A 24,235-nucleotide genomic window follows, 5' to 3' on the forward strand; every position below is an offset into this window, starting at 1 on the left:
CCCCGGATGGATCACGAACTCGGGTGACCTGGGTCACACTATGCGGATCCGGTCCCCGCCCGGTCGAGCCAGCGCTCGAACACCGCACGGCCGAGGTCGGCCAGCGCCGGTCCGTGCCGCCGGGCGTCGTCGCGCAGGGCGGCCAGGTCGACCCGGTTCGTGGCCAGCTCGTGGGCGTGGCCGATGAGCCACTGCTCCAGCCGGGTGTGGTCGGCCTCCAGGTGGAACTGCAGGGCGAGCACGGTGGGGCCGTACGAGAACGCCTGGTTCGGGTACCCCGGCGTCTCGGCCAGCCGCCGCGCGCCGTCGGGAATCTGGAACTCGTCGCCGTGCCAGTGCAGCACCGGCGTCACCCCGAGGGGGGCGAGCACGCTGTCCTGGCCGTCCGGGGTGAGCCGGAGCGGCGCGTAGCCGATCTCGGCGCCGCCCGCCGGTCCCACGTGGGCGCCGAGCGCGGCGGCGATGATCTGGGCCCCGAGGCAGACGCCCAGGACCGGCCGTCGGCGGTCGATCCGGTCGCGGACGGTGGTGATCTCCTCGGCGAGGTACGGGTACCGGCCGGCGTCGCCGATCCCGATCGGGCCGCCGAGCACGACCAGCAGGTCGGCGTCGCGCACCGAGGGGTGGTCGACCGGGTGCAGCCCGGCCTCGACGTAGCGGAACGTGTAGCCCCGCCCGGTCAGGACGGCGGCGAGGATCCCGAGGTCCTCGAAGGCGACGTGCCGGATGACGACGGCGTTCTTCACGGGCATCTCCCTGGGCGGAGTCGGGGCCGGCGGGGTCTCCGGGCCGCCCGGAGACCCCGCCGTCGTCGATGGTCCGGTCAGTGTCGGACGGCGACGCCCGGCACCGGCGGGAAGTCCAGCGTGGTCTGCCCGACCGAGTTGAAGTAGTTGGTGAAGGTGTTCAGCGCGACCGCCGCGACGATCTCTCCGATCTCCCCGTCGCCGTAACCGGCCTCGCGGACCGCGGCCAGGTCGTCGTCCGTGACGAAGCCCCGGGTCTCGATGACGGCCTTGGCGAACGTGAGTGCCGCCTCGGTCCGCGGGTCGGACGCACGGGCGCTGCGCCCGGCGACGAGGTCGTCCTCGGTCACGCCGGCCCGGGCGCCGAGCACGGTGTGGGCGGCCAGGCAGTAGCCGCAGTCGTTCTCGACGGCGGCGACCAGCGCGATCTGCTCCTGGACCCGGGCCGGCAGCCGGCCCTTGGACAGGGCGCCGCTGAACGACAGGTACGCGTCCAGGACGGCCGGCGAGCTGGCCATGGCGCGCATCATGTTCGGCGTGACGCCGAGCGCGCGCTCGACCTTGCCGAGCAGGGCGCGGGCCGAGGGCTCGGCGGTGGTGGGGTCGACGGTGGCGAGGCGTGACATGAGCGGTCCTTCCGACGGTTTGTTTGGCACTGCCAACTATAGAGCGCCGACGGAACCGCGCAAGCCTCTGTGGTGCGGCCGACACTCCGGCCGGATCAGTCCGGTCCCGGGGGGAGTTCGTGGTCGGGGCAGGTCACCCGCAACTCCGCGTCCCCGAACGGCGCATCGACGTAGTTGCAGTGGTGCGGCCGTCCGGTGTCCGCCGGATGCGCGTCCGGCACGAAGAAGCGGCAGGTCAGGCACATCTGCGAGACCGGGATCGACCGGCGGTCCTGCAGTTGGCGCATCAGGGTCACGGTGCCCCGGAGCATCGCGGCGAAATCGTCGGGGGACAGGGCCGACACGGCGCCGCCCAGGTTCTCCGACATGACGTTCAGCCGGGCCGCCTCGTCCCGCCCGGCCGGCGTCAGGGTGAGCAGGACCGCCCGGGCGTCACCCGGGTCGCGCGCCGCCTCCAGCAGCTCCTTGCGCCGCAGCACCTTCACGGCGTCGGAGACGGTCGGCGGCGTCGACGCCAGGGCCGACACGATGTCGCCCTGGCGCAGCGGCACCCGGCTGCCGTGCAGCAGGCCGATGATGTCGGCCTGCAGCGGGGACAGGTTGCGCGGGCCGGCGTTGCGCCACGCCTCCATGCGGACCGCCTGGCCGAGCCGGGCGAGCCCGATCAACAGCTGACTCGGCGGCGGCAGCCCCGGTACGTCCGCCATCTGACTCACCCCCCGACGCGCTCCCCGCATCCTACGAGGCCCGGCGTTCCCCCGGCCGCGACCGGCCCGGACGAGGACGGGAGGCGGGTGCGGACCCGGCCGGGTTTTTTCGCCGGACCCCGGAACCTGTGGCGGACGCCGGCCGTCAGACCGGGCATGACCAGATATCGCGGCACGTGGGCGGCCGCCGCCGTGGCCCTGTCTCTGCTCGCCGGCTGTGCCCGGACGGCGGCGGACGGTGTGCCGGCAGCCGCCGAGGGCGGCGCCTCCAGCGCACCGTCCGAGGTGGCGGCGGACGCGGTGGTCCTGCGGGTGCGGCACGAGGGCGGCTTCGTCCCGGTCGACATGGTGCCCGGGCGGGTGCCGACGGTCAGCGTGTACGGCGACGGCCGGGTGATCACCCAGGGGCCGCAACTCGCCATCTATCCCGGACCCGCCCTGCCCAACCTGCAGGTCCAGCAGCTCGACCCGGCCCGGGTGGCCGACCTCCTCGAGCGGGCCGTGGCGGCCGGCGTGCGCTCCGGCACGGACTTCGGCCGGCCGGGTGTCGCGGACGCCCCGGCCACCCGCGTCGACGTGCGGTACGCCGGCCGGACCTACAGCGTGGCGGCGGAGGCCCTGCAGGAGGCGCAGGCCGACGATCCGCGGCTGACCGAGGCGCAGAGGGCGGCCCGGACCAAGCTGGCGGCGTTCGTCAAGGAACTGAACGAGCTGCCCACCGCCCCCGGCATGCCACCGCCGCAGCCGTACCGGGCGGAGTCGGTGGCCGCGCTGGCCCGGCCGTACACCCGGCCTGCCGACGGCCTGCCCGCCCAGCCCGACCCGGTGGCCTGGCCCGGCCCGGCCCTGCCGGGCGAGTATCTGACGCCGCAGCTGAGGCTCGCCTGCGTCACCGCCACCGGCGCGCAGGCCGAGCAGGTGCTGGCCGCGGCGGCGAAGGCGAACGCCGTGACGCCCTGGACCTCCGGCGGCGACCGGTTCACCGTCACGTTCCGGCCGCTGCTGCCGGACGAGTCCGACTGCGCCGACCTGAAGGCGGCCCGATGATCCCGATCGGCGACCCCCTGGACGGTGACGCGTGGCGGCCCGGCGAGACCGATCGCGGCCGGGACGGCGGCGGGCCGGGACAGGCGGCGCCCGCCCCGGCCCGGCCGGCCTGCCGCCCGGTTACTTCACGCCGAGCAGGTCCACCACGAAGATGAGCGTCTCGTGCGGCTTGATCACGCCGCCGGCGCCGCGGGCGCCGTAACCCAGCTCCGGGGGGATGGTCAGCTTGCGGCGGCCCCCGACGCGCATGCCGGCCACTCCCCGGTCCCAACCGGCGATCACGTGACCGCCGCCCAGCGGGAAGTCGAACGCCTCGCCCCGGTTGTAGGAGGCGTCGAACTCCTTGCCGGACGAGTACGCGACACCCACATAGTGCACGCTCACGTTCTGACCCGGCTGCGCCTCCGGGCCGTCGCCGACCGTGATGTCCTCGATCAGCAGCTCGGCGGGCGGCTCACCGGTGATGGGGCCGACGTCGGGCTTGTCCATGAATCCTCCTGTGGTCGTCTTCGCGCCCATGCAATCACACGATCTTGCGCTTTCCGGCATTACCTCCCTCTGTCGGGCACGGCCCGGCGCCGATCGTCGTGCCTTCCGCCCCAGGTCGCGCCGTCCGCGTCGGCCGCCGCGACCGGGTTGCGGTGGCCGCCGCCGGGTGCGCGCCGCCCGGCCAAATCACCGTCGTCCGGAAATTGGTTGAACCGCATCGGATCGATCTTCGTACTGATGAGCGTCGACGACACAAGTCCCGCCCATCTCTGATCTGCGCACCCCCCTCCGCCGGCCCCGGCCGGCGGGACGCGCACTACGAAAGGCCGAGCATGAGTCGTGTCCAACACGGCAGCCGGGCGGTCAGCCGCCTGTCCCGCCGCCGGGTCATCACCATCGCCGCCTCCGTCGGCGTCGGCGCCTCCGTCGCCGGTGTCGCCGGGCTGAGCCTGGCGGGCGAGGAACCCGGATCGAAAGACACCGAGCCGCTGGTGCTCTCCCTCCGCGACGCGAGCAAGGGCACGTTCGACGTGTTCTCCGGCGGTTCCAAGGTCACGCTGACCGACCGCAAGCTCGCCGCCCAGCTGCTCAAGGCCGTCAAGCGCGGCTGACCGCTCGTCCTTTCCCGAAGGCCCCCGATCCCCTAAGGACCCTGGTTCATGTCTTCGCACCGTGAAGCGCCGGAGATCAGCAAGGACCCCGTCGCGGACAGTTCCGACCTGTACGCGTTCGTCAGCCCGGACGACCCGGACACCGTCACGCTGATCGCCAACTACGTGCCGTTGCAGTTGCCCGCGAGCGGCCCGAACTTCTTCGAGTTCGGCGACGACGTGCTGTACGAGATCCACGTCGACAACAACGGCGACGGCCGCCCGGACCTGACGTACCAGTTCCGGTTCCGCACCGAGTTGCGCAACGACCGCACGTTCCTCTACAACACCGGTCAGATCGAGTCGCTGGACAGCGAGAACTGGAACCGGCGGCAGTTCTACTCGGTCACCCGGGTGGACGCCCACGGCAAGCACGAGGTGCTGGCCCGCAAGCTGCCCTGCCCGCCGTGCAACGTCGGCAAGCTGTCCATCCCGGACTACGAGAAGCTGGCCGAGGACGCGGTGCACAAGCTGAAGACCGGCGAGACCGTCTTCGCCGGCCAGCGCGCCGACCCGTTCTTCGTCGACCTGGGCGCCATCTTCGACCTCGGCACGCTGCGGCCGTTCCAGAACGCGCACCTGGTCGGGCAGAAGCTGTTCAACTACGCCGGCAAGGCGGTCAACGCGACCGACAAGACCAACGTGCACAGCATCGCCGTCCAGCTCCCGCTGTCCGCGGTACGCAAGGACGGCAAGAAGAAGGTACGCGGGCGCGACGCCGGCGCGGTGATCGGCGTGTGGACCTCCGCCAGCCGCCGCCAGGTCCAGGTGCGGCAGGGCAAGAAGGACAACGACGACGTGTACGTCGGGCCGCAGACGCAGGTCTCCCGGCTGGGCAATCCGCTGTTCAACGAGGTCATCGTCCCGATGGCGCAGAAGGACCGGTGGAACAGCCTGCCGCCGAGCGAGGACAAGCGGTTCGCCGAGTTCGTGGAGAAGCCGGAGCTGGCGGCGCTGCTACCGGTGCTGTACCCGGGCCTGTTCGACAACCTGGCGAAGCTGAACGAGGCCGGCAAGGCCCGCGCCGACCTGGTGGCCATCCTGCTCACCGGCATCCCGGACGGCCTCATCGAGGGCTTCCAGAACAACACCGGCGACGTGCAGGCCGACATGCTGCGGCTCAACACGGCCATCCCGCCGGCCAAGAAGGAGAACAAGTTCGGCCTGCTCGGCGAGGACCTGGCCGGGTTCCCGAACGGCCGCCGGGTCGCCGACGACGTGGTGTCCATCTCGCTGCGCGCCATCGCCGGCGTCACCGTGCCGCTGGTGGACCCCAAGTTCAAGCCGGACGAGGCCGCGGCACTGGTGGAGCAGGGGCTGAGCATCAAGGACAGCGGGGCGAAACTGCTCGGCGAGTTCCCGTACCTCGGCACGCCCTTCGACGGCTTCAACAACCCGTCATGACCGCCGGCACCCACCATCACCACACGCTCGCCCCGTCCGGGCAGGGCACCGTGGTGCTGGCCATCGGCGCCGGGATCGGTGCGCTGGTCATCCACACCCCGGGCAGCCTGCACGGCCACGAGATCGAGGTGAGCCCGGTCGCCGATCCGGCGGTACGCACCCACGCCGCGGTCCGCGCCCGGTACGTGCGCGGCGGTGTGCTGTGGAGCGTCGTGATCGACGGCCTGCCCGAGGGCCGGTACGTGGTCTGGCGCGACCCGGTCACCCCGCTGGCCGAGGTGAACGTGTCCGGCGGGGCGGTCACCGAGTACGAGTGGCCGGCCGGGGTGGCAGCCGCGTAACCGGTGATTCCGTCACGACGGGACTACAGTCTGCAGGATGGACGCCGCGGCTATGCTCGGCCACCCGCCCGCCTCGTCCCCGTACGGTGACGACGCGATCCGGTCCGTCCTGCGGACCACCGACCTCGACGAGGCGCGGGTCTTCTGCCGGCGACTGTTCTACGACACGCTCCGGGTCCGGCCTCTCGGTGACGCCGAGGGGCTGGACTTCGTGGCCGGCGGGGTCCGGATCGGACCGGTCACCGTGGCCGAGGTCGGCTACGGCACCGACGTCTGCGTGACCACCGCTGAGCTGGAGACCGCGTACCACGTGCTGGCGCCGCTCACCGGCACGGTCCGCTGCGTGCAGGGCGACCGGGTGGTGACCGCCGATCCGGACTCGGCCGCGGTGCTGATGCCGACCGGCGACGTCGAGCTGGACTGGACCGCCGAATGCCGGCTGCTCAGCGTCAAGGTGGACCGCCGCACGCTGGAGCGCGAGGTGGACGCCGCGCTGGACCGGCAGCTGCCGTCGCCGCTACCGCTGGAACCGAGCTTCGGCGTCGGCTCCGGCCCGGGTCGCACGTTCGCGGCGCTGATCCGGGCGCTGCTGGCCGAGCTGCGTCAGCCGGACGGCCTGCTGGACCAGCCGGCCATGCTGTCCCGGTGGCGGGACCTGGTGCTGAGCGGCCTGGCGCTGACCGTGGAGCACCCGTACGACGAGGACGTCCCGGCCCGCCGGCCGCGGACCGTCAAGCGCACGCTGGACGCCATGCACGCCCAGCCGGGGCACCCGTTCACGGTGGCCGAGCTGGCCGCCATCGCCGGCGTGGGGGTGCGCGTGCTGCAGGAGTCGTTCCGCCGGCACGTCGGCATGTCCCCGCTGACCTACCTGCGCCGGTTGCGCCTCGACGGGGTGCACGCGGAACTGACCCGGGCCGATCCGTGGCAGGTCAGCGTGACCGAGGTGGCCGAGCGGTGGGGCTTCACCCACCTGGGCCGGTTCGCCGGGGCGTACCGCGACCGGTACGGCGTCGCCCCGTCGCAGACGCTGCGCGAGCGCGGCTGAGACGCGCCGGTGGCCCGGGCCGGCGTGCGGCCCGGGCCGGTCCCGGTCAGACGTTCTCGTGCCAGGGGTTGGCGAAGTCTCCGACCAGGCCGCGTACCGCCACCACCGGGCTGCTGGTGGTGAACGGGCCGGCGACGTTGCAGCCGAACTCCGGGATGACCCGGGTCAGCGTCTCGCCGTCCGCGAAGCGGACCTGGATCCGGACCACCTCGGTGCCGCTGGGGTAGCAGGCGATGGCGTAGCCGGTCTCCCAGTTGATGCTCAGCGAGCTGCGCTGCACGCCGTTCGCGTCGACGATCGGCCACGGTCCGCTGTCGGCCTGCGCCGCCGCGGTGACGTGGGTCGCCGCCACGGCGGGCGCGGCGGCCTGGGCGGTGCCGGCGGAGAGGCTGAGCAAGCCGGCCACCGCGGTGGCGACGGCCAGGCCGAGGGTGGTGCTCCTGCGGATCTTCATGTGGTTCCTTCGCACGTCGGTGAACATGACTAAGACGACGATAGGAGTGAATAGAGAACACCAAGTGCCAATTTCGAACGGATACGAACATAGATGTGCGACCTATGTCACCGGGGCGTTCAGTCGACTCACAGGCCACGCACAACGACCCGACAAGGGGCGCGGGAACCGTGGAGTCATGACCGAGATGACCGCCCTGCCCCCGTCCGCCGCCGCCGCCACCACCGTCGACGAGCCTCCGCCGCAACCACTGTCCGCCCGCCGCTGGCCCCGGCGTGTCGCCGGCGGCGCCGCCGTCCTGGCGCTGGTCGCCGGCGGCGGCACGGCCGGCGGCGCGCTGGCCGACCACTACCTCACCGGTACGGCCCCGGCCGCCGCCTCCGCCCCGTCCGCCGCGACCCCGATCCGCGCCACCACCACCGACACGCTCGCCACCGTCGCCGCGACGGTGTCGCCCAGCGTGGTCACCGTGCTGGTCGACGGCGCCCGGGAGTCGTCGCTCGGCTCCGGCGTGGTGCTCGCCGCGGACGGTCTGGTCCTCACCAACCACCACGTCGTCACGTCCGGCGGCACGGTGAGCGTCCGGCTCGCCGACGGCCGGACCGCGCCGGCCCGGGTGGTCGCCTCCGACACCGCCCACGACCTCGCCCTGGTACAGGCCACCGGACTGAGCGGGCTGACCCCGGCGACGTTCGCCCCGGACGGCAGCGTGGCGGTCGGCGACACCGTGCTGGCCTTCGGCTCGCCGCTGGGCCTGGCCGGCACGGTGACCTCGGGCATCGTGTCCGCCACCGACCGCACCGTGGACACCGGTACGGAGCGGCTGACCGGCCTGCTGCAGACCGACGCGCCGATCAACGAGGGCAACTCCGGCGGCGCCCTGGTCGACACGTCCGGCCGGGTGATCGGCATCAACGTGGCCACCGCCACCGCCGGCGACAGCACCGGCAGCGTCGGCGTCGGATTCGCCATCCCGTCCGGGACGGTGACCACCGTGGTCCGGCAGCTCACCGCCCGGGCCGGCTGACGTGCGCCGCCGCCGGTCAGCCCCGCCCGGCCGACCGCCGGCCCGGCCGGCCCGGCCGTCAGCCCGCCAGGTGGCCCCAGCGGTCCTCCAGCTCCCGCCACGTGCCCTGCGCCACGGCCCGCCCGCCGATCAGCACCACCACGTGGTCGGCCCGGCTGAGCGCGGCCCGCTTGGACGTCGAGCCGACCACCGTGACCCCGTGTTCGCGCAGCGCCCGCCACAGCTCCAGCTCCGTCGTGACGTCCAGGGCGGACGACACGTCGTCGGCGACCAGCAGCTCGGTGCGCGGCGCGAGCGCCCGGGCCAGCGCCAGCCGCTGCAGCTGACCGCCGGACAGGCGGGTGCCCTTGTGCCCGATCAGCAGCTGCAGACCACCGCCGGCCGCGGCCAGGTCGTGCTCCAGCTGGGCGGTGGTCACCGCGTCCGCGGCGTCCACCTGGTGGCCCAGCGCGATGTTGTCGGCCACCGTGCCGGACAGCACCCGGGGCAGCTGGGCCACGTACCCGACCTGGTTGGGCCGCAGGAACAACTCCGGCTCGTCCACCGGGCGGCCGTTCCAGCGCAGCCGGCCGGTGTGGTGCACGATGCCGGCCAGCGCCCGCAGCAGCGACGACTTGCCGGCCCCGACCGGGCCGACCACCAGCACCAGCTGGCCGCGGTTGACGGTCAGGTCGATGTCCTGCGCGCCCACCGTGCCGTTCTCGTGCACCGCGCTGAAGTTCTGCAGCTCCAGCCGGTGCAGCGGGTCGCGCGGCGCGGTCGGCGGCGCGGCGGCGGTTCCGGCCGCGAGGTCCACACCCGGCACCGCCCGGGAGTACTCGGCGATGCCGGACATGGCCACCGTGCGGCGGGTCCACACCCGGGCCGACGGCAGCTGCGACACCAGCGACGCGGTGGTCCAGGCGAACCAGCGGGCCGCACCCAGCGTGGCCACCGCGATCAGCGTCGCCGCGGCGGACAGGTGACCGGTCAGGTACATCGCCCAGGCCGCGATCGGCAGCAGGCCGCTGACGATGGACGGCGTGGACCGGGCCCACACCTGGATCGAGATCTCCCGGCGCTGCCGGTCGCTGCGGGCGCGGTCCAGCCGGGCCAGATGCTCCAGGACCGGCCGGGTGGCGCCGGCCAGCTTCACCGTGCGCGCCGCGGACAGCGACGACACCAGCGCGGTGGCGAACGCGGCACGGGCCGACACGGTGCGCCGGGCCGCCTTCTCCAGCCGCGGCCCGAACAACGTGGCGGCCAGGCCGGACACCACCATCGTGCCGAGGAAGAACGCGGCCGGCACGAACGAGCCGGACGCCCAGGTCATCGCCACGATCAGCACCAGGCTGGTGGTCTGGTCGACCACGTTGTCGGCCAGCATCACCACGCGCTCGGTGTCGCCGCCCTGCGCGACCACCTCGGCCGGGGTGTGCTTGCTGACCCGCCGCGGCCCGATCTGGCCGTGCACCAGCCGCAGGCTGATCCGCAGCATCTGCCGCACCCACCACTCCGGGAACCAGGCGGCGGTGTAGTACAGCGTCGGGATCGCCACGAACAGGCCGACCGCGATGCCGATCGCCGGGTACATCGGGTCGCCGACGCCGTCCACCACGTTCGCCCAGAGCAGCGGCATGATCGCGCCGTCCAGGCCGAGCAGCACCAGCACGATGAACAACCCGACCGCGCTGAGGCCGTACCGCGGATCGTTGGTGGCCAGCCGGAAGATCTCCCGCATGGTGCGCACCGGTGGCGGGTCCGGCAACGGCGGCGGGTCGGCCTTGGGCAGAGTGTTGGTCAGCGCGTCGGCGCCCAGCTCCGACGGGAGGTCGTCCCACTCGTCGCGTTCGGCCAGCAGCACCCCGCCGCCACCCGGCGCGGCCGGCACGGACAGGTTGCTGGTGGCCAGCAGCTCGGCGAAGCGCCGGGACTCCTGCATCGGCCCGGACTCCAGCACCTCGCCGTCGGCGAGCACCACGACCGAGTCGCAGCGCTGCACCGACGACAGCCGGTGCGCCACGATGATGCCGATCCGGCCGGTCAGCAGCCGGTCGGTGGCGCGCTGTACCCAGGCCTCGGTCACCGGGTCCATCCGCGCGGTGGCCTCGTCCAGGATCACCACGTACGGGTCGCGGACCAGGATCCGGGCGAACGCCACCAGTTGCTCCTGGCCGGCGGAGAGTTTGTAGCCGCCCTCGCCGAGGTTGGTGTCGATGCCGTCCGGCAGGCTGCCCGCCCACCCGGTCAGGCCCAGCTCCTCGAGCGCGCCGGCGGCCCGGGGCAGCAGCTCCGGGTCGAACAGCGCGATGTTCTCGGCCAGCGTGCCGGCCAGGATCTCGGTGCGCTGCGGCACGATCGCGGTGTGCCGGCGCAGCCCTTCCACCGCGATGTCGTTGATGTCGGTGCCGGCCAGCGACACCGTGCCGCGGGGCACGTCCACCGACCGTGTCAGCACCTTGGCCAGCGTGGACTTGCCCGAGCCGGTGCGGCCGACCAGCGCGTACGAGCGGCCCCGCGCGAAGGTCAGGCTGACGTTGCGCAGCGCCGGCGGGCGGCCCGAACCGGCCTCGCCGTAGTGGAACGTCAGGTCCCGGACCACCAGGTCGCCGTCGCGCGGCGGAATCCCGTCGGTGGGCTCCTGCCGGACGTCGCGCAGCAGCTGGACCCGGCTCCACGCACCGAGCGCGTTCTGCAGCTCGGGCACCATCCGGGTGACGTGTTCCAGGGTGCCGCCGAAACCCAGGGCGAGCAGCCACACCGCGGTCAGCCGGGCACCGTCCACCACGCCGGCGGCCAGCGCCCAGGCACCGGCCACCGCGACCCCGGCGATCAGGACGCGGGTGATGGCACCGGCCCACATGGTGATCTTCGCGGACAGGTGCCAGACCCGGCGGCCCCGGTTCAGCAGCTCCCGGGCCCGTTCGGCGAAAAGCTTGCGCACGTACGGCGCGGCCAGGCTGGTGCGGACGTCGTCCTGGCCGTGCACCGACTCCTCCATCACCGCGGCGAGGTCGGACCAGGCCTCCTCCTCGGCGATCCGGGCCGGCGAGATGCGCTGGACGGGCCGGCTCATGGTGACCACGAGCAGCACGGCGACCAGCAGCATGCCGATCCCGGCCGGCCACCACACGAAGAACGCCGTGACGATGGAGAGGGCCGCCACGCACAGCGACTGGGCGATCCGGACGCCGCCGCCGCGCAGCTGCGAGCCGACCTCGTACACGTCGCTGTCGATCCGGTCGAGCAGCTCGCCGACCGGCGTGCCCTCCAGCGTGGGCAGGTCCTGGCCGAACGCCACCCGGTTCAGGCCGCGCCGCACGCCCGCGGCCCAGTCGGCGGTCAGCCCGGCCGTGACCAGGCCGACCACCAGGTCGCTCAGCACGGACACCACGAGAGCCGCGGCCAGCAGCGTGAACACCGGGACCGACCGGTCCACCAGCACCGCTCCGGCCAGCGCGAGCGCGCCGGCCTGCCCGGCCGCCCCCAGCACGATGAGCACCGCCACGAAGAGCGTGCGGCGGGACGACGTGGCCCACAGATCACGGAGCAGGCGCATCGACAGTCCTCAAGGCGAAGGGGTGGGAAGCCTCCATCCTCCGGGCCGCCACCCGGCGGTACAACGCAATTACCTCGCCCCCGGCTGTCACGCGTGTCACGATCGCCGCCGTGGAACTGACGGTGCCGCCGGCGGTGGCGGCGAAGGCCCGGGTGGCCGGCTCCGGCGGCTGGCTGACCGGCCTGCCCGGGCTGGTGGCGGAGCTGTCCCGGGAGTGGGGCGTCACGGTGGGCCGGGCGTTCCCGGACGCCACCGAGGCGTTCGTGGCCGAGGCGGTGACCGCGGACGGCACCCCGGCGGTGCTGAAACTGCTGGTGCCACGGGCCGGCGGGCACGCCGGGCACGAGATCGCCGTGCTGCGGCTGACGGCCGGCTCCGGCTGCGCGACGCTGTTGCGCCACGACGAGGCGCGGCACGCCCTGCTGCTGGAACGGCTCGGTCCGTCGCTGGCCGACCTCGGGCTGCCGCTGGAGCGACGGCTGGAGATCCTCTGCGACGCGGCCGCCCGGGTGTGGCGTCCGGTTCCCGCCCCGGTGGCGCTGCCCACCGGGGCCGCCAAGGCCGAATGGCTGATCGGCTTCATCGAGCGGCGCTGGGCGGACCTCGGCCGGCCGTGTGCGGCGGCCACGGTGCGGCACGCGGTCCGGGCCGCCGAACGGCGGATCGCCGCGCACGGCGACGACCGGTCGGTGCTGGTGCACGGTGACGTGCACCAGTGGAACGCGCTGCGGGCCGGCGACGGATTCAAGCTGGTCGACCCGGACGGCCTGCGCGCCGAACCCGAGTACGACCTCGGCGTGCTGATGCGCGAGGACCCGGTCGAACTGGTCGCCGGCGACCCGCGGGACCGGGCCCGGTGGCTGGCCCGGCGTACCGGCCTGGACGCCACCGCGATCTGGGAGTGGGGCGTGGTGGAACGGGTCTCCACCGGCCTGGTGCTGGCCGCGATCGACGTGCAGCCGCTGGCCCGGCAGATGCTCGGCGCGGCGGACGCGATCAGTCGCGATGCAACGTCAGGACCGTGATCTCGCTGGGCGCGAAGATCCGGAACGGCGGCCCCCAGAACCCGGTGCCGCGGCTGGTGTACAGCTGGGTCCGGTCGCCGTGCCGGCTCAGGCCCTGCAGCACCGGCTGATCCAGGCGGACCAGGTAGTGGAACGGCCACATCTGGCCGCCGTGCGTGTGCCCGGACAGCTGCAGGTCGACGCCGTGCTCCACGGCACCGCCGATCTGCCGCGGCTGGTGCGCCAGCAGCAGCACCGGCAGCGCCGGGTCCGCGCCGGCCAGCGCCGCCGCGTGGTCGGCCCGGTGCCCGGGTACGCCGGAGCCGGCCGCGGTCCGGTCGTCCACGCCCGCGATCACCAGCCGGGCGCCGTCGCGTTCCACCACCAGGTGCCGGTTGTGCAGCCACTCCCAGCCCAGCGACGTCATGTGCTCGACCCAGCCGGGCGCCCCGCTGTAGTACTCGTGGTTGCCGGTCACGTACACCCGGGCCAGGCGGGCCTGCACGTCACCCAGCGGCGCGGCCTGGGCCCGGCGCTGCGCCACGTCGCCGTCCGCGATGTCACCGGTGTGCGCCACCACGTCCGCGCCGAGCGTGTTCACCACCCGGACCACGCCGGCCGACCAGCGGGCCCGGTCGATCGGGCCGTAGTGGGTGTCGGTCAGCAGCACCACCCGCAGCCCGTCCAGGCCGGCGCCGAGGCGGGGGAGGGTCACGTCGATCCGGCGTACCCGGGGGACCCGCATCGCCTCGGCGTACCCGTAGAACAGCAGCACCACGGCGACGGCGACGACCGTCGCGGCGACGATCCGGGAGCGCGCCGGGTCGGCCACGCCGGCCACCGCCAGGCCCAGGCGCAGCAGCAGACCGAGCACGGACCAGACGAACAGCACCCAGATCACGCCGAGCAGCGAGTCCGCGGCGACGGCCGCGCCGTCGCGGTGCCGGCGGCCGTGCCCGGTCATCATCAGCAGCGGGAACGTGACCAGCGCGAGCGCGAACACGGCGGTGCCGGCGGCGGTCACCGGCGCCGGCCACGACGCGGCCGGCACCAGGGTCCACCAGGGCACCCCGAACAGCAGCAGCAGGACCGCGCCGACCGTGGCGGCGAACCGCACCACCCGCAGGCCGCGCCGCCGCGGTTCCGTCTCCACCGTCTCACCGACCGACATCCGGTAAGAATGCCACGCCGTGGGGCGGGCGCGGTCCGTGCTGCGGGTGGTCCACCGGGGGCCAGCGGAAGCGGCAGCCGCGTCGCCAGGTCCGGTCCGGCGGGTCGTGCCTGCCGGTCTTACGGAGATTGCGTCAGTGGAGCGCTCCAGCGGTACGCCGGCGTCAGGACGGGCGGGCGCCGAGGCGGTGCAGCAGCGCCGCCGGGATCAGCAGGTCGGCACGGTGCCGGGTGGACGCGATGATCTCGGCGTTGCGCTCGTCGGTGCCGGTGGCCCAGACGATCGCGGCCGCCTCGTCCTTGCCGAACCGCCGGTGCCGGTCGATCAGCCGGTGCAGGCGTTCCGGTCGGTCCAGGTCGGCGTACCAGACCTCGTCCAGCAGCGACCGGACCGGCCCCCACCGGGCGTCGTCCACCAGCAGGTAGTTGCCCTCGCTGACGATCAGCCGGGCGCTGCGCGGCACGCCGATGGCGCCGGCGATCGGCTGCTCGATGACCCGCTCGAAGCCGGGCGCGTAGATGATCTCGTCGGCGTCCTCGCGCAGCCGGCGCAGCAGGGCGGCGTACCCGAGGGCGTCGAACGTGTCCGGGGCGCCCTTGACCGATCGCAGGCCGAGCCGCTCCAGTTCGGCGTCGGCCAGGTGGAAGCCGTCCATCGGCACGTGTGCCACCCAGCCGGGCGACGTGTCCGCCGCGACCGCCGCCACCAACTCCTCGGCCAGCGTGGTCTTGCCGGCGGCCGGGGCCCCGGCGATGCCGAGCACCGCCCGGCGACCGTCCCGGACCAGGCTGCGGGCGCGGTGGACGAGGTCGGCGAACTCGAGTGTCACGCCCGGTACGCTACCGCCGGCCCGGCCGGCCGCCGCCCCTCGTCCGGCCGTCCGCGGTCCCGCGCCGGCCGATGGGCCCCGACGAGGATCGCCGCCGTGCGGGCGCCGGTGTCACAGCCCGAGCCGCAGTCCCGCCACGCCGGCCGGGGACAGCGGCCGCGCGGTCGCGCGCAGCAGGTCGCCGTAGACGCCGGACGGCAACTGGGCGCCCAGCGCGCACAACGCCGGGTAGAGGTCGAGGACGTCCCGGTGGCTGAGCGCGCCGACGCCGATCAGCAGGCCGTTGACCGCGGTCGGGTTGCGGGCCAGTTCCGCGCACACGTCGGCGCGCCAGTCCGGGTCGTGTACCCGGGAGGCGAACTCCCGGGCGATCCGGTTGCTCGCGGTGCAGGCGAACTCGGCGGCGGCGTGCCGGCCGGAGCGGGCCAGCACCGGCGCCAGGCGGACCGCGATGCCCAGCCGCATCGCGAGTTCACCCACGGTGAGCACGTCGAGTCCGAAGGAACAGGTGTCGCAGAGCCGCTGGAACGTCTCCGTCTGGACCACGGTGGCCGGCCGCGGGCAGTCGCCCAGCGGCCCGCAGACCGTGTCCATGATGACTTCGGCGAGCGTGCCCTCGGCGTCGAACCGGCCCACACCGAAGAAGGTGGCCGGAGTGGCACGGTAACGGGCGAGTGCGGCACGTTCGCTGGCATAGGCGTCCGCGTCGACACCGATGCGGGGCATGCCGTGGTAGGCCTGGAGTTGAATGAGTCGGAACATGGTCGCTCCCCGGGGTCTAGAGCGGTCGTCGCCGGGGAATACGGTGCGCGAACCTCGGAGGTTCAGTCCTTACGCTGGGTGTAAGAAAAATAGGTCTCACGGGCATGTCCGGTCAGCCTAAAGTAGTCGAACGTCACGGCGTGTAACGCATACACGGCCGCCGTGAGGAGCGCCTGCATGCCGGCCAGCACGGCCAGCAGCGAGACGTCCAGGGTGCGCCACGCGACCGGCAGGGCCACCGCGGCGAGCACGAGCGCCGCCCCGCCGGCCGCCTCGGCGAGCCGTAGCGGGTCGATTCCGCGTCCTTCTGTCATGGGGTACACCCTGTCCCGGCGACCGGTTCCGCCGCTTCGGTCGCCGGTCGGATCAATGTCTATGACTTTCGGCAGAGGGGGCGGCAGAAAAACCCCAAAAACGCACGAGGGGTACGGGACTTGCCTACCGTGGACGTGTCGGCCCGTACCGGCGACGACGCCCCGCGACCGGCGAAAGGTGCCCGGAATGACCCTGCAGATTCCCGCAGCCCGCCACGACGACCTCGCCCTGCAGCTCGCCGCCGAGATCGAGAACCGCCTGGCCGGGCTCGCCGACGAGCTCGAGCACGCCGACGTGGTCGTCTACGGCGCCGACCGGGGACTCGCCACCCGGGGCGGCACGGTCCGGATGTCCCTGGCCGATCTGGCGGCCGTGGTTGCCGAGGTGGCTCTCGACGGATCATCCGTTGGTACCACGCTTGCCGCCGGCCGGCCGGACAGCTTCTGACCTGCGCGTCCGGCATCTATGCTGGCGCCGCTGGATCCGGCGCCCGGCCGGCCGAAGACGGTGCGCCGAACCTCGAAGCTGGCCGGGACTGCGACCGATAAGCGTCGTATCCAGCGGCTGAGGGAGGGACGGACGCGTGACCGACACGGTTCCGCCGAGGTGGCAGACCATGCCGGCGCTGATGTATCACTCCGTGTCCGCGGTCGACGGGCCACTGCGTGATCTCGCCGTTCCGCCGAAGCGCCTCGCCGAGCAGCTGACCGCGCTCACCGACGCCGGCTACCGCCTGGTCGGGCTGTCCGCGGCCCTCGACCAGCTGGACGCCGGCAGCACCGACAAGCTGCTCGCGGTGACCTTCGACGACGGCTACCGGGACTTCCTCACCGAGGGTGTCCCGGCGCTGGCCGCCGCGCAGGCCGGCGCCACGCTGTACGCCTCCGTCGGTCACCTCGGCGACGACGCCGACTGGCTGGGCCGGTACTCGCCGGACTTCGGGCGGCTGCTCGACTGGGCCGAACTGGCCGAGGTCGCCGCCGCCGGCATCGAGATCGGCAACCACAGCCTGGTCCACCACCCGCTCGACGTGCTGCCGCCGGCGCAGCTGCGCGAGGAGATCGTGCGCAGCCACGAGGAACTGGAACAGCGGCTGCAGAGCCCGGTCCGCAGCTTCGCCTACCCGCACGGCTACCACGGCCGCCGGGTCCGCGACCTGGTCCGGGAGGCCGGGCACGACAACGCCACCGAGGTCGGCCGCCGGCTGCACACCCCCACGGAGCACCGGTACGCCGTACCCCGGTTGCAGCCCACGCCCGACCTCACCGGCGCCGACCTGGTCCGCCTGGTCGCCGACGGCGGCCCGCAGCTGCTGCCCCGGGCCAAGCAGCTGGCCCAACCGGCCTGGCGCGCGGTCCGCAAGGTCGCGCGCGCGACCGGCCGGAACCTGACATGACGCCGGCCCACCGCCGCCCCGGGCGGCTACCCCGCCGCGCCGTGCTCGGCCTCGCCGGACTGGCCGCCATCCCGGCCGCCACGGTGGGACTGCAGCAGTGGCGGTCCAAGACGCCGCCGGCCGAGGCCACCACCGCGCCCCCGGTCCGGGACGTGCCGGCCGTCGTGCAGCCGTCGGCCACCCCGAAGCCCCGGCCGGTGGTCACCAGCGGCGGCGGCCCGGTGCCGTTCCGGCCGGGCAAGGCGCTGCTCGGTTCGTACCTCGATCTGAACGGCATGTCGGCCGAGCAGGCGCTCGCGCTGCGCCGCCAGCAGACCGGCCGGGACCAGCGGATCGTGCACGTCTTCTACGGCTGGACCGACACGCTGCCGCACCGGCTGCCCGGCCTGCCGGACAAGGCCGTACCCATGGTGTCCTGGCGCGGCACCCGGCACGAGGACATCCTGAACGGCTCCGCCGACGCGCTGATCGCCCGCGCCGCCCGCCGGCTGATCCGCTTCGGCCGCCCGGTGCTGCTGCGCTGGGGCTGGGAGATGAACGGCAGCTGGTACGCCTGGGGTGGGGCCCGCAACGGCAACAACCCCGGCGGGTACGTCGAGTCCTGGCGCCGGCTGCACGGCATCTTCGCCGAGGAGGGCGCGACCAACGTGTCCTGGGTGTGGAGCACGAACTGGAACAACAGCCCGAACGTGGACTGGAACAAGTTCCAGCGCTACTACCCGGGCGACCGGTACGTCGACTGGGTCGGCGTCTCCGGCTACAACCTGCACCGCGAGCTGCCCGGCGCGCTGTTCCGCGGCATCTACGACACCTACTCGGCGAAGAAGCCCATCATGATCAGCGAGGTGGGATCGGTGGACCGGGGCGGCCGCACCAAGGCCGACTGGATCGAGCGGTTCGCCGAGTGGGTGGAACAGCACCCGGCGGTCGGCGCGGTGGCCTGGTTCGACACCGACACCCACCCCGGCTACCACGAGCGGTGGCGGGTCGACACCGACGCCGCGTCGCTGGCCGCGTACCGGGAGATGGCGCGCTCGCCGCGCTTCGCCGGCTGAGCCGCCCGCCGGCGCCGGCTACTGGACCGGGGCCACGACCAGCGAGCGGTACGCGACCACGTCACCGGCCCGGAACAGCCCCACCTGGATCCGCTCGTCCGCCGGCAACGACAGCACCGCGGACCAGACGCCGTCGCCGTCCACCTCGACCACCCGCTCGACCAGCTGGGTGCCCACCGAGTCGGTCACCCGCAACGTGTACGGCCCCTCGTCCTCGACCAGGCCGCCCGCGGTGACCTCCACGCTGTGCACGCCGGCCGCGGTGACCGGTCCCGGCGGCGCCGCGGACAGCGACGTCACCGTCACGTCGTAGCTCTCGTGCGAGCTGACGTACGACAGGTAGCCCGCCCCGGCCAGCACCGCCAGCACCAGCACCATCGGCAGCAGCTGGCGCAGCACCAGGCGGATCTCCAGCCGCTGCTCCGGCGAGCGCGGCGCGAACGGCCCCGGCGGCACCGGCCGCGGCGCCGGGCGCTTCTTCTTCGGCACCGGCGGCGGGTCGCCGTCCCGGATCACCGGGATCAGCTCGGTGGGCGCGTCCTGCGCGCCGACCGCGATCCGCGCCGCGGCACCGACCGGCGCCTCCGCCGGGTCCTCGGCCAGGTCCGGCTCGTCGTCGTCCGGGCCGCGCCAGAACCTCGGCGGCGCCGCGGTCACGGTCACCGCCAGCAGCGTCACGCCGGCCGCGGCCAGGGTCCAGGAGAGGCGGTCCAGCCGGGCGCCGGCCACGTACAGCAGCAGGCCGGAGACCACCAGGACGGCCAGGCTCAGTGCCGGCGCCAGCACGGTCCGCTCCACCGCGGACAGCGTCCGGTGCCGGAACAGGATCTCGGTGAGGGCCAGGCCCGGCAGGACGAACCCGAGCAGCAGCCCACCGGCCAGCGGCAACGGCCCCGGACCGGCCAGCACCGCCGCCGTCGCGGCCACGGTCAGCGCCGCGATCAGCACCGGCATCGTGATCCTCGTGACGACGCGACCGACCACCGCGTTCACCGGGCCACCCCCATGCGGTAGATGCGGACGGTGCCGTTGTCGTACAGCCGGTCCACGTCGCGCAGGTTGTCGAACTTGGTGATCTGGCCGGCGCTCAACGGCTCGGTGATCCGCCCCGCCATCGGGTCGTTCTCGAAGTACGACTCGCTCTGCGGCAGCTGCGTGCTCAGCCGCCGGTCCACCACCAGATAGTCCACGTGCACCGACTGCACCAGCTCGTCCTCCGCCAGGCCCCACTGGACCGCGTAGTACAGCGCGCCGATCTCGCGGACCGGGTCCTGCCGGCCGTACGTCGACGACAGCGACACCGCGGTCACGTCGCCGCCGACCCGGTTGCCCGGGCCGAGCGTGTCCCGTTGCCACAGTGCGGCGTCCACCCCGTACGCGTCCACCGACCGCTCGAAGCCGCCGGCCAGGTACGGGCCGGGCAGCAGCGAACCCACCGGCGGCCAGCCACCGGCCCGCGCCCCGATCATCAGCAGCGTCACCAGCGCCGAGCCGGCCAGCACCCGGACCACCAGATTGCGCCCGGTCGGCGGCGGTGCCTCCAGCGCCGGAGCCACCCACCAGCGCCGCCCCTCGGAGTCCCGGGACGGGATGATCTGCACCGCCCGCACCAGCGCGATCGCCGCGATGATCGAGATCGGCACGTAGGTGAACGTGGACAACCGGCCGGCGATCTCCGGGCCCTGCGAACCCAGGAACCGCACCCCGTTGCCGAGGAAGAAGATCGCGCCGCCGACCAGCGCCGCCCACCGCCACGAGTCCCGGTCACGGCGGTTGACCATGTCCCGGCCCACCGCCACGTAGAGCACGAACAGCCCGAGCAGACCGGTGCCCTGCAACGCCAGCTGGGCCAGCGACGCGGCCGGTGCGGTGGACGCGTTCTCCGAGTCCGTCATCATCGTCCGCACCGTGGTGATCACCTGGTTGACCGGCTCCTCCAGGTACCCGATCACGTCCTGCGCCACCAGCAGGATCCAGGCCGCCACCACGGCCAGCGCGACCGCCGGCATCACCAGCGCCGACCACCGCCGCGGCCGGTCCGTCCACAGCTCCGCCCCGGCCAGCAGGGTCAGCGTCGCGATCAGCGCGAACGCGGTGACGTGGTGGCTGACCGACGTCATCGCGATCGACCCGACGGCCACGATCGCGAACGGCCAGCCGCCCTCCTCGCGCCAGCGCCGGGTCGCCCAGATCGCCAGCATGAAGAACGGCAGCGCGGCGGTCTGGTAGAGGAACATCGAGCTGAAGAACAGGTAGTGCAGGGCGGTGGCGTACGTCGCGCAGGCCACGCCCGCCACCGCCGGCGAGTTGCTGGTCCGCAGGACGCAGACGAACAGCACGCCCACGAACACCAGGTGCGCGACGCCCGCCACCAGCGTGCCCGCCCAGGTGACCGAAAGACCGGTCATCGACGCCAGGGCCGCCGCCATCTCCGCCAGTCCCGGGAAGTGCACCGCCGGCGGCAGCGCCCGGTTCGGCTGGAACAGCTCGCCGGACTCCATGATGATCGTGGTGGCCAGCCAGTGCTGCAGCTCGTCCGGGAACCGGAACTGGTCCGGACTGTACATCCACTTCAGCAGATACTGGTTGATCGCCAGGCCCATGACCAGCAGGAACGACTCGGCCACCCCGGCCATGCGGCGACTCAACAGGCGCAGCACCACCGGGGTGAAGACCACCACCTGACCGATCCAGTACGCGATCGTGGCCCCGCCGGTGCCTTCCCGGCCACCGGTGTACGCCAGCGCCACCAGCAGCACGCCGAGACTGGACAGCAACAGCACGGCCGGCGCATGTCCCAGGTCGCCCGGCCCGCCCCGCGGCACCCGGCGCCGGTCCGGCGGCACCACCTCGGGCTGCGGCAGTCGCGCCGGCACCGGCAGGCGGGCGGTGCGCTCGAAGCTGCCCGGCACCACCGGCGTCTGGATCCGTTCGGTGCGTGCCTCGCCCGGCACCCGCGGAATGATCTGCGTCCGCGCCTCGCCCGGAATGATCACCTGGGTCTGCTCGGCCGAGGTGCCGGGCGCGGCGCCGGTCCGGGCCGGGGGAGGGGCGACGGTGGCCTTGGCGGCCGGGCGGCCGGTGGCCGCCGGCTTCGGTTCGGCCTTGCCCGGCGCGGCCGGGCCGCCGGACTCCGCCCGGCTGCCGTTCGCGGCGTTGCGGTCGGACGGGGTTCGGGTCTCGGTGCCGGTCTTCCGATCGGGCGCGGTGGCGGTGCGCTCGGGCACGGCGGCGGTGCCGGTCTGGCGGTCGGCCGTGGTTCCGGTGTCCGGGGCGGCGGTGCCGTGGGGCGTGGTTCCGGTGTCCGTGGCGGCGGTGCCGTGGGGCGTGGTTCTGGTGTCGGTCGCGGTCTTCTGGCCGGGCCGGGCCTCGGGTCCGGTCGCCGCCTCGCCCTCGGTCGCCGCCTCGCCCTCGGTCGCTGCCTTGCCGTCAGCCGGAGCCGAAGCAGGGGCCGAAGCCGTGGCTGGGGCCGGGACAGGGGCCGGCGGGGCCGCCTTGGTGGCGGCTATGTTCCCCTCCCGGGCCGTCGTGTCGTCGGCGGGTGCTCCGGGCGGCTGCGGCCGGTCCGTCGGCGTGACCTTCGCCGCGGACTTGCGGTCCTTGCTCCCCGCCTTGCGGTCCAGCTTCAGCGACGCGGCCGTGCCGGCCGGCAACGGGATGGCCGGGCGCCGGGCCGGTCCCGGCGGCATCGGAATGGCCTTGCGCTCGGTGCCGGCCGAGGGCGGCAGCGCCTTGCTGTCGGCCGTCCCGGCGGGAAGCGGGACCGCGCGGGGCGGCGCCACGTCCGTGGTGTCCGGCGTGGCGGCTGAAGAAGCCGCACCCGGTGCCTTTCCGGCGGGCGTCGTCGTGGCGGGGCCGGGTGCCTTTGCGGCGGGCGTCGTCGTGGCGGGGCCGGGTGCCTTTGCGGCGGGCGTCGTCGTGGCGGGGCCGGGTGCCTTTGCGGCGGGCGTCGTCGTGGCCGGGCCCGGTTCGGGAGCGCCCGCGCCGTCCGGTGCGGAGCGTGTGGCGCCGGAACCGTTGTGCGGCACCGGAACCGACGGCCGGATCGCGCCGGGCGGCGTGACTGCGGGCGACCCGTTCGGTGCCGTGGGGGCGCCGGCCGGGGGACGCACGGTTGCGGATCCGCGGGCGGTCGGTGCCCCGTTGACCGGCCCGCCGCCTTCGGCCGCCGTCGGCGACTTATCCGGCTTGGGGGGTTCGGCGCGGTCCGTGCCCGAGCGCTGTTCCCGAGCGTTTCCCACCGGCGTTTCCGTCGCCGGCCGGGCAGCGTTCTCCCCGGTGTCGGCCGGTGTTTCCGTCGTCGGCCGGCCCGTGTTCTCAGTCGTCGACCGGCCCGCGTTCTTGTCGGCATCGGCGGTTGTTTCGGTCGTCGGCCGGGCAGTGTTTTTCTCGGCGTCGGCGGGTGTCCCTGCCGTTGGCCGGGCCGTGTTCTTGTCGGTGTCGGCGGGTGTTTCGGTCGCCGGTCGGGCGGTGTTTTTCTCGGTGTCGGCGGGTGTTTCGGTCGCCGGTCGGGCGGTGTTCTTGTCGGTGTCGGCGGGTGTTTCGGTCGCCGGTCGGGCGGTGTTCTTCCCGGTGTCCGCCGGTGTTTCGGTCGCCGGCCCGGCAGCGTTTCTCCCGGCATCCGCCGGGACGTCACCCGGTGCCTCGCGGATCGGGGTGGCCGGCACGCCGGTGGTCGTCTGGATGTCCGTGATCGCCGGACGGGACCCCGCCGGTCCGGTCGACGGCGCCGGCCGGACCCGGGCCGAACCCCGCGCCGCCTCCGGCCGGACCCCGGGGACGGCCGCCGATCCGCGCGCCACCTCCGGCACCCGGGCGCTGCCGCGGGCCGCCTCCGGCTTCGTGCCGTTCTGGTCCGTGGTGGCCGTCTCGGCCGCACGCTGTTCAGCCATCGCTGCGGCCTCCGCGGCGTCGGGCGACTCGTACTGCTGGATGGAGGTCACCGGAGCGGTCGACCGGTCGGTGGGCGCCGGACCGTCGGCAGACGGTTCGGAACCGGCCGGTGGCGGCTCGGGCGAGTGGTCCATCAGCATCAGGGTCCCCGTAGACATGGACCGGACGGTCCTCGGACGTGGGCCGCGCGGCCCGAAGAAGATTCACGGTAGCGGTACAACCTGGGATTTGAGGCGCTGGCAGGGGCCGTACGCAGGCGAAACGGACACCAGGGCGGGAGCCGGGCGGTAATCCGTCCGAACGGCCCGCCGGGGCGCGCCGAGCGGGTGTGGGGCCGGACAGCCGAAGGGCCGCCCCGGCCGGTACGGCCGGGGCGGTGACCTCAGTGCCGATCCTTCGCGCCATGTGCGTCCCCATGACCGAGGATGCCCGGTGCGGGGTCGAGTTTCCGGTGAACGGCGGAGGAAGCACGATCAGCGGCTGCTCCGGGTCTGGGCGCGGGCCGCGCGCCGGCCCCTGAGGTACGCCCGCGGTCCGGCCAGCATGCCGCGGCGGTTGGCTTTGAGCAGGTGGCGGGGGAAGTCGTGTTGCAGGGTGGAGACGCGGGGGCTGTCGGGGCTGGTGAGGTCGCGGAGGGCGCCGGGTGCGAGTTTGAGCAGGGGCCAGAGCAGGGTGGGGCGGTGCAGGAGGAGGCTGGTGTAGGCGGCGGTGAGGCCGGTGCCGTAGCCGAGCA

The 24,235-nt window shown here is 73.9% G+C and carries 23 protein-coding genes and 1 pseudogene; 11 read left to right on the forward strand and 13 right to left on the reverse strand.

Translation table 11 applies throughout. The features are described from left to right. Window positions 1–38 precede the first annotated feature (38 nt). The 3 genes from LDL48_RS04690 to LDL48_RS04700 form a co-directional block, all read right to left on the reverse strand. Entirely contained in the window at window positions 39–746 is a 708-nt protein-coding gene (locus LDL48_RS04690) for a glutamine amidotransferase (RefSeq protein ID WP_225253733.1), read from the reverse strand. A gap of 77 nt (window positions 747–823) precedes the next feature. Then, the gene (locus tag LDL48_RS04695; RefSeq protein ID WP_225253734.1) at window positions 824–1,372 is read right to left on the reverse strand and encodes a carboxymuconolactone decarboxylase family protein; all 549 of its coding nucleotides are present in this window, start codon (window positions 1,370–1,372) and stop codon (window positions 824–826) included. Window positions 1,373–1,467: 95 nt separating this feature from the next. Continuing rightward, window positions 1,468–2,079 carry a MarR family winged helix-turn-helix transcriptional regulator gene (locus LDL48_RS04700; RefSeq protein WP_225253735.1) on the reverse strand — a complete coding sequence of 204 codons (612 nt, stop codon included), beginning with the start codon at window positions 2,077–2,079 and terminating at the stop codon, window positions 1,468–1,470. A 156-nt stretch (window positions 2,080–2,235) separates the two neighbouring features. Between LDL48_RS04700 and LDL48_RS04705 the strand changes: the two genes are divergently transcribed. Then, window positions 2,236–3,126 (forward strand): hypothetical protein, encoded by an 891-nt coding sequence (locus LDL48_RS04705; RefSeq protein ID WP_225253736.1) that lies wholly within the window; start codon window positions 2,236–2,238, stop codon window positions 3,124–3,126. Between the two features lie 120 nt (window positions 3,127–3,246). Here LDL48_RS04705 and LDL48_RS04710 read toward each other — a convergent pair whose 3' ends face one another. After that, window positions 3,247–3,615 (reverse strand): FKBP-type peptidyl-prolyl cis-trans isomerase, encoded by a 369-nt coding sequence (locus tag LDL48_RS04710; protein WP_225253737.1) that lies wholly within the window; start codon window positions 3,613–3,615, stop codon window positions 3,247–3,249. Window positions 3,616–3,947: 332 nt separating this feature from the next. Between LDL48_RS04710 and LDL48_RS04715 the strand changes: the two genes are divergently transcribed. Genes LDL48_RS04715 through LDL48_RS04730 form a run of 4 tightly spaced genes read left to right on the forward strand, consistent with a single transcriptional unit; the run spans window position 3,948 to window position 7,058 of the window. After that, on the forward strand, window positions 3,948–4,226 hold the full coding sequence (locus tag LDL48_RS04715; protein WP_225253738.1) for a hypothetical protein: 279 nt from the start codon (window positions 3,948–3,950) through the stop codon (window positions 4,224–4,226). A 48-nt stretch (window positions 4,227–4,274) separates the two neighbouring features. Then, on the forward strand, window positions 4,275–5,669 hold the full coding sequence (locus tag LDL48_RS04720; RefSeq protein ID WP_225253739.1) for a DUF4331 domain-containing protein: 1,395 nt from the start codon (window positions 4,275–4,277) through the stop codon (window positions 5,667–5,669). Beyond that, window positions 5,666–6,010, forward strand: coding sequence for a phospholipase (locus tag LDL48_RS04725; RefSeq protein ID WP_225253740.1), 345 nt, complete (start codon window positions 5,666–5,668; stop codon window positions 6,008–6,010). Before LDL48_RS04720 ends, LDL48_RS04725 begins: the two co-directional genes overlap by 4 nt. Window positions 6,011–6,047: 37 nt before the next feature. Further along, a complete protein-coding gene (locus LDL48_RS04730) occupies window positions 6,048–7,058 on the forward strand; it encodes an AraC family transcriptional regulator (protein WP_225253741.1) in 1,011 nt (336 codons plus the stop codon). Window positions 7,059–7,104: 46 nt separating this feature from the next. Here the strand turns inward: LDL48_RS04730 and LDL48_RS04735 are convergent, their stop codons facing one another. Next, entirely contained in the window at window positions 7,105–7,512 is a 408-nt protein-coding gene (locus LDL48_RS04735) for a hypothetical protein (RefSeq protein ID WP_225253742.1), read from the reverse strand. Between the two features lie 178 nt (window positions 7,513–7,690). Between LDL48_RS04735 and LDL48_RS04740 the strand changes: the two genes are divergently transcribed. Continuing rightward, window positions 7,691–8,539 carry a S1C family serine protease gene (locus LDL48_RS04740; protein ID WP_225253743.1) on the forward strand — a complete coding sequence of 283 codons (849 nt, stop codon included), beginning with the start codon at window positions 7,691–7,693 and terminating at the stop codon, window positions 8,537–8,539. Window positions 8,540–8,597: 58 nt separating this feature from the next. Here LDL48_RS04740 and LDL48_RS04745 read toward each other — a convergent pair whose 3' ends face one another. After that, window positions 8,598–12,077, reverse strand: coding sequence for an ATP-binding cassette domain-containing protein (locus LDL48_RS04745; protein ID WP_225253744.1), 3,480 nt, complete (start codon window positions 12,075–12,077; stop codon window positions 8,598–8,600). A 110-nt stretch (window positions 12,078–12,187) separates the two neighbouring features. Here LDL48_RS04745 and LDL48_RS04750 point away from each other — a divergent pair, with 110 nt between their 5' ends. Then, a complete protein-coding gene (locus LDL48_RS04750) occupies window positions 12,188–13,102 on the forward strand; it encodes an aminoglycoside phosphotransferase family protein (RefSeq protein WP_225253745.1) in 915 nt (304 codons plus the stop codon). Here the strand turns inward: LDL48_RS04750 and LDL48_RS04755 are convergent. From LDL48_RS04755 to LDL48_RS04770, 4 genes are all read right to left on the reverse strand, one after another. Further along, on the reverse strand, window positions 13,074–14,252 hold the full coding sequence (locus LDL48_RS04755) for a metallophosphoesterase (protein WP_225253746.1): 1,179 nt from the start codon (window positions 14,250–14,252) through the stop codon (window positions 13,074–13,076). The two genes, LDL48_RS04750 and LDL48_RS04755, sit on opposite strands and share 29 nt — an antisense overlap. Before the next feature lie 163 nt (window positions 14,253–14,415). After that, a complete protein-coding gene (locus LDL48_RS04760) occupies window positions 14,416–15,081 on the reverse strand; it encodes a nucleoside/nucleotide kinase family protein (protein ID WP_225253747.1) in 666 nt (221 codons plus the stop codon). A gap of 111 nt (window positions 15,082–15,192) precedes the next feature. Continuing rightward, entirely contained in the window at window positions 15,193–15,843 is a 651-nt protein-coding gene (locus LDL48_RS04765; RefSeq protein ID WP_225253748.1) for a hypothetical protein, read from the reverse strand. Between the two features lie 62 nt (window positions 15,844–15,905). Further along, the gene (locus LDL48_RS04770) at window positions 15,906–16,157 is read right to left on the reverse strand and encodes a hypothetical protein (RefSeq protein ID WP_225253749.1); all 252 of its coding nucleotides are present in this window, start codon (window positions 16,155–16,157) and stop codon (window positions 15,906–15,908) included. A gap of 187 nt (window positions 16,158–16,344) precedes the next feature. Here LDL48_RS04770 and LDL48_RS04775 point away from each other — a divergent pair, with 187 nt between their 5' ends. The 3 genes from LDL48_RS04775 (at window position 16,345) to LDL48_RS04785 (ending at window position 18,609) form a co-directional block, all read left to right on the forward strand. Next, window positions 16,345–16,605 (forward strand): hypothetical protein, encoded by a 261-nt coding sequence (locus LDL48_RS04775; RefSeq protein ID WP_225253750.1) that lies wholly within the window; start codon window positions 16,345–16,347, stop codon window positions 16,603–16,605. A 136-nt stretch (window positions 16,606–16,741) separates the two neighbouring features. Further along, complete coding sequence (locus tag LDL48_RS04780) at window positions 16,742–17,554, forward strand: polysaccharide deacetylase family protein (RefSeq protein WP_225253751.1); 813 nt, start codon at window positions 16,742–16,744, stop codon at window positions 17,552–17,554. Continuing rightward, window positions 17,551–18,609 carry a glycoside hydrolase family 26 protein gene (locus LDL48_RS04785; RefSeq protein WP_225253752.1) on the forward strand — a complete coding sequence of 353 codons (1,059 nt, stop codon included), beginning with the start codon at window positions 17,551–17,553 and terminating at the stop codon, window positions 18,607–18,609. Before LDL48_RS04780 ends, LDL48_RS04785 begins: the two co-directional genes overlap by 4 nt. An 18-nt stretch (window positions 18,610–18,627) precedes the next feature. Here the strand turns inward: LDL48_RS04785 and LDL48_RS04790 are convergent, their stop codons facing one another. Then, complete coding sequence (locus LDL48_RS04790) at window positions 18,628–19,602, reverse strand: DUF1616 domain-containing protein (RefSeq protein ID WP_225253753.1); 975 nt, start codon at window positions 19,600–19,602, stop codon at window positions 18,628–18,630. Further along, the gene (locus LDL48_RS04795; protein WP_225253754.1) at window positions 19,599–22,391 is read right to left on the reverse strand and encodes a putative glycosyltransferase family protein; all 2,793 of its coding nucleotides are present in this window, start codon (window positions 22,389–22,391) and stop codon (window positions 19,599–19,601) included. Before LDL48_RS04795 ends, LDL48_RS04790 begins: the two co-directional genes overlap by 4 nt. Window positions 22,392–22,407: 16 nt before the next feature. On the opposite strand from LDL48_RS04795, the gene LDL48_RS04800 reads away from it, so the two are divergent. Further along, window positions 22,408–23,793, forward strand: a complete 1,386-nt coding sequence (locus LDL48_RS04800) for a hypothetical protein (protein WP_225253755.1) — start codon at window positions 22,408–22,410, stop codon at window positions 23,791–23,793. A gap of 182 nt (window positions 23,794–23,975) precedes the next feature. Here LDL48_RS04800 and LDL48_RS04805 read toward each other — a convergent pair. Next, a pseudogene (locus tag LDL48_RS04805) lies at window positions 23,976–24,235 on the reverse strand (glycosyltransferase family 2 protein); the annotation flags it as partial.

The sequence above is a fragment of the Jidongwangia harbinensis genome (genome assembly GCF_020216025.1).
Classification (GTDB): Bacteria; Actinomycetota; Actinomycetes; order Mycobacteriales; family Micromonosporaceae; genus Actinoplanes; species Actinoplanes harbinensis.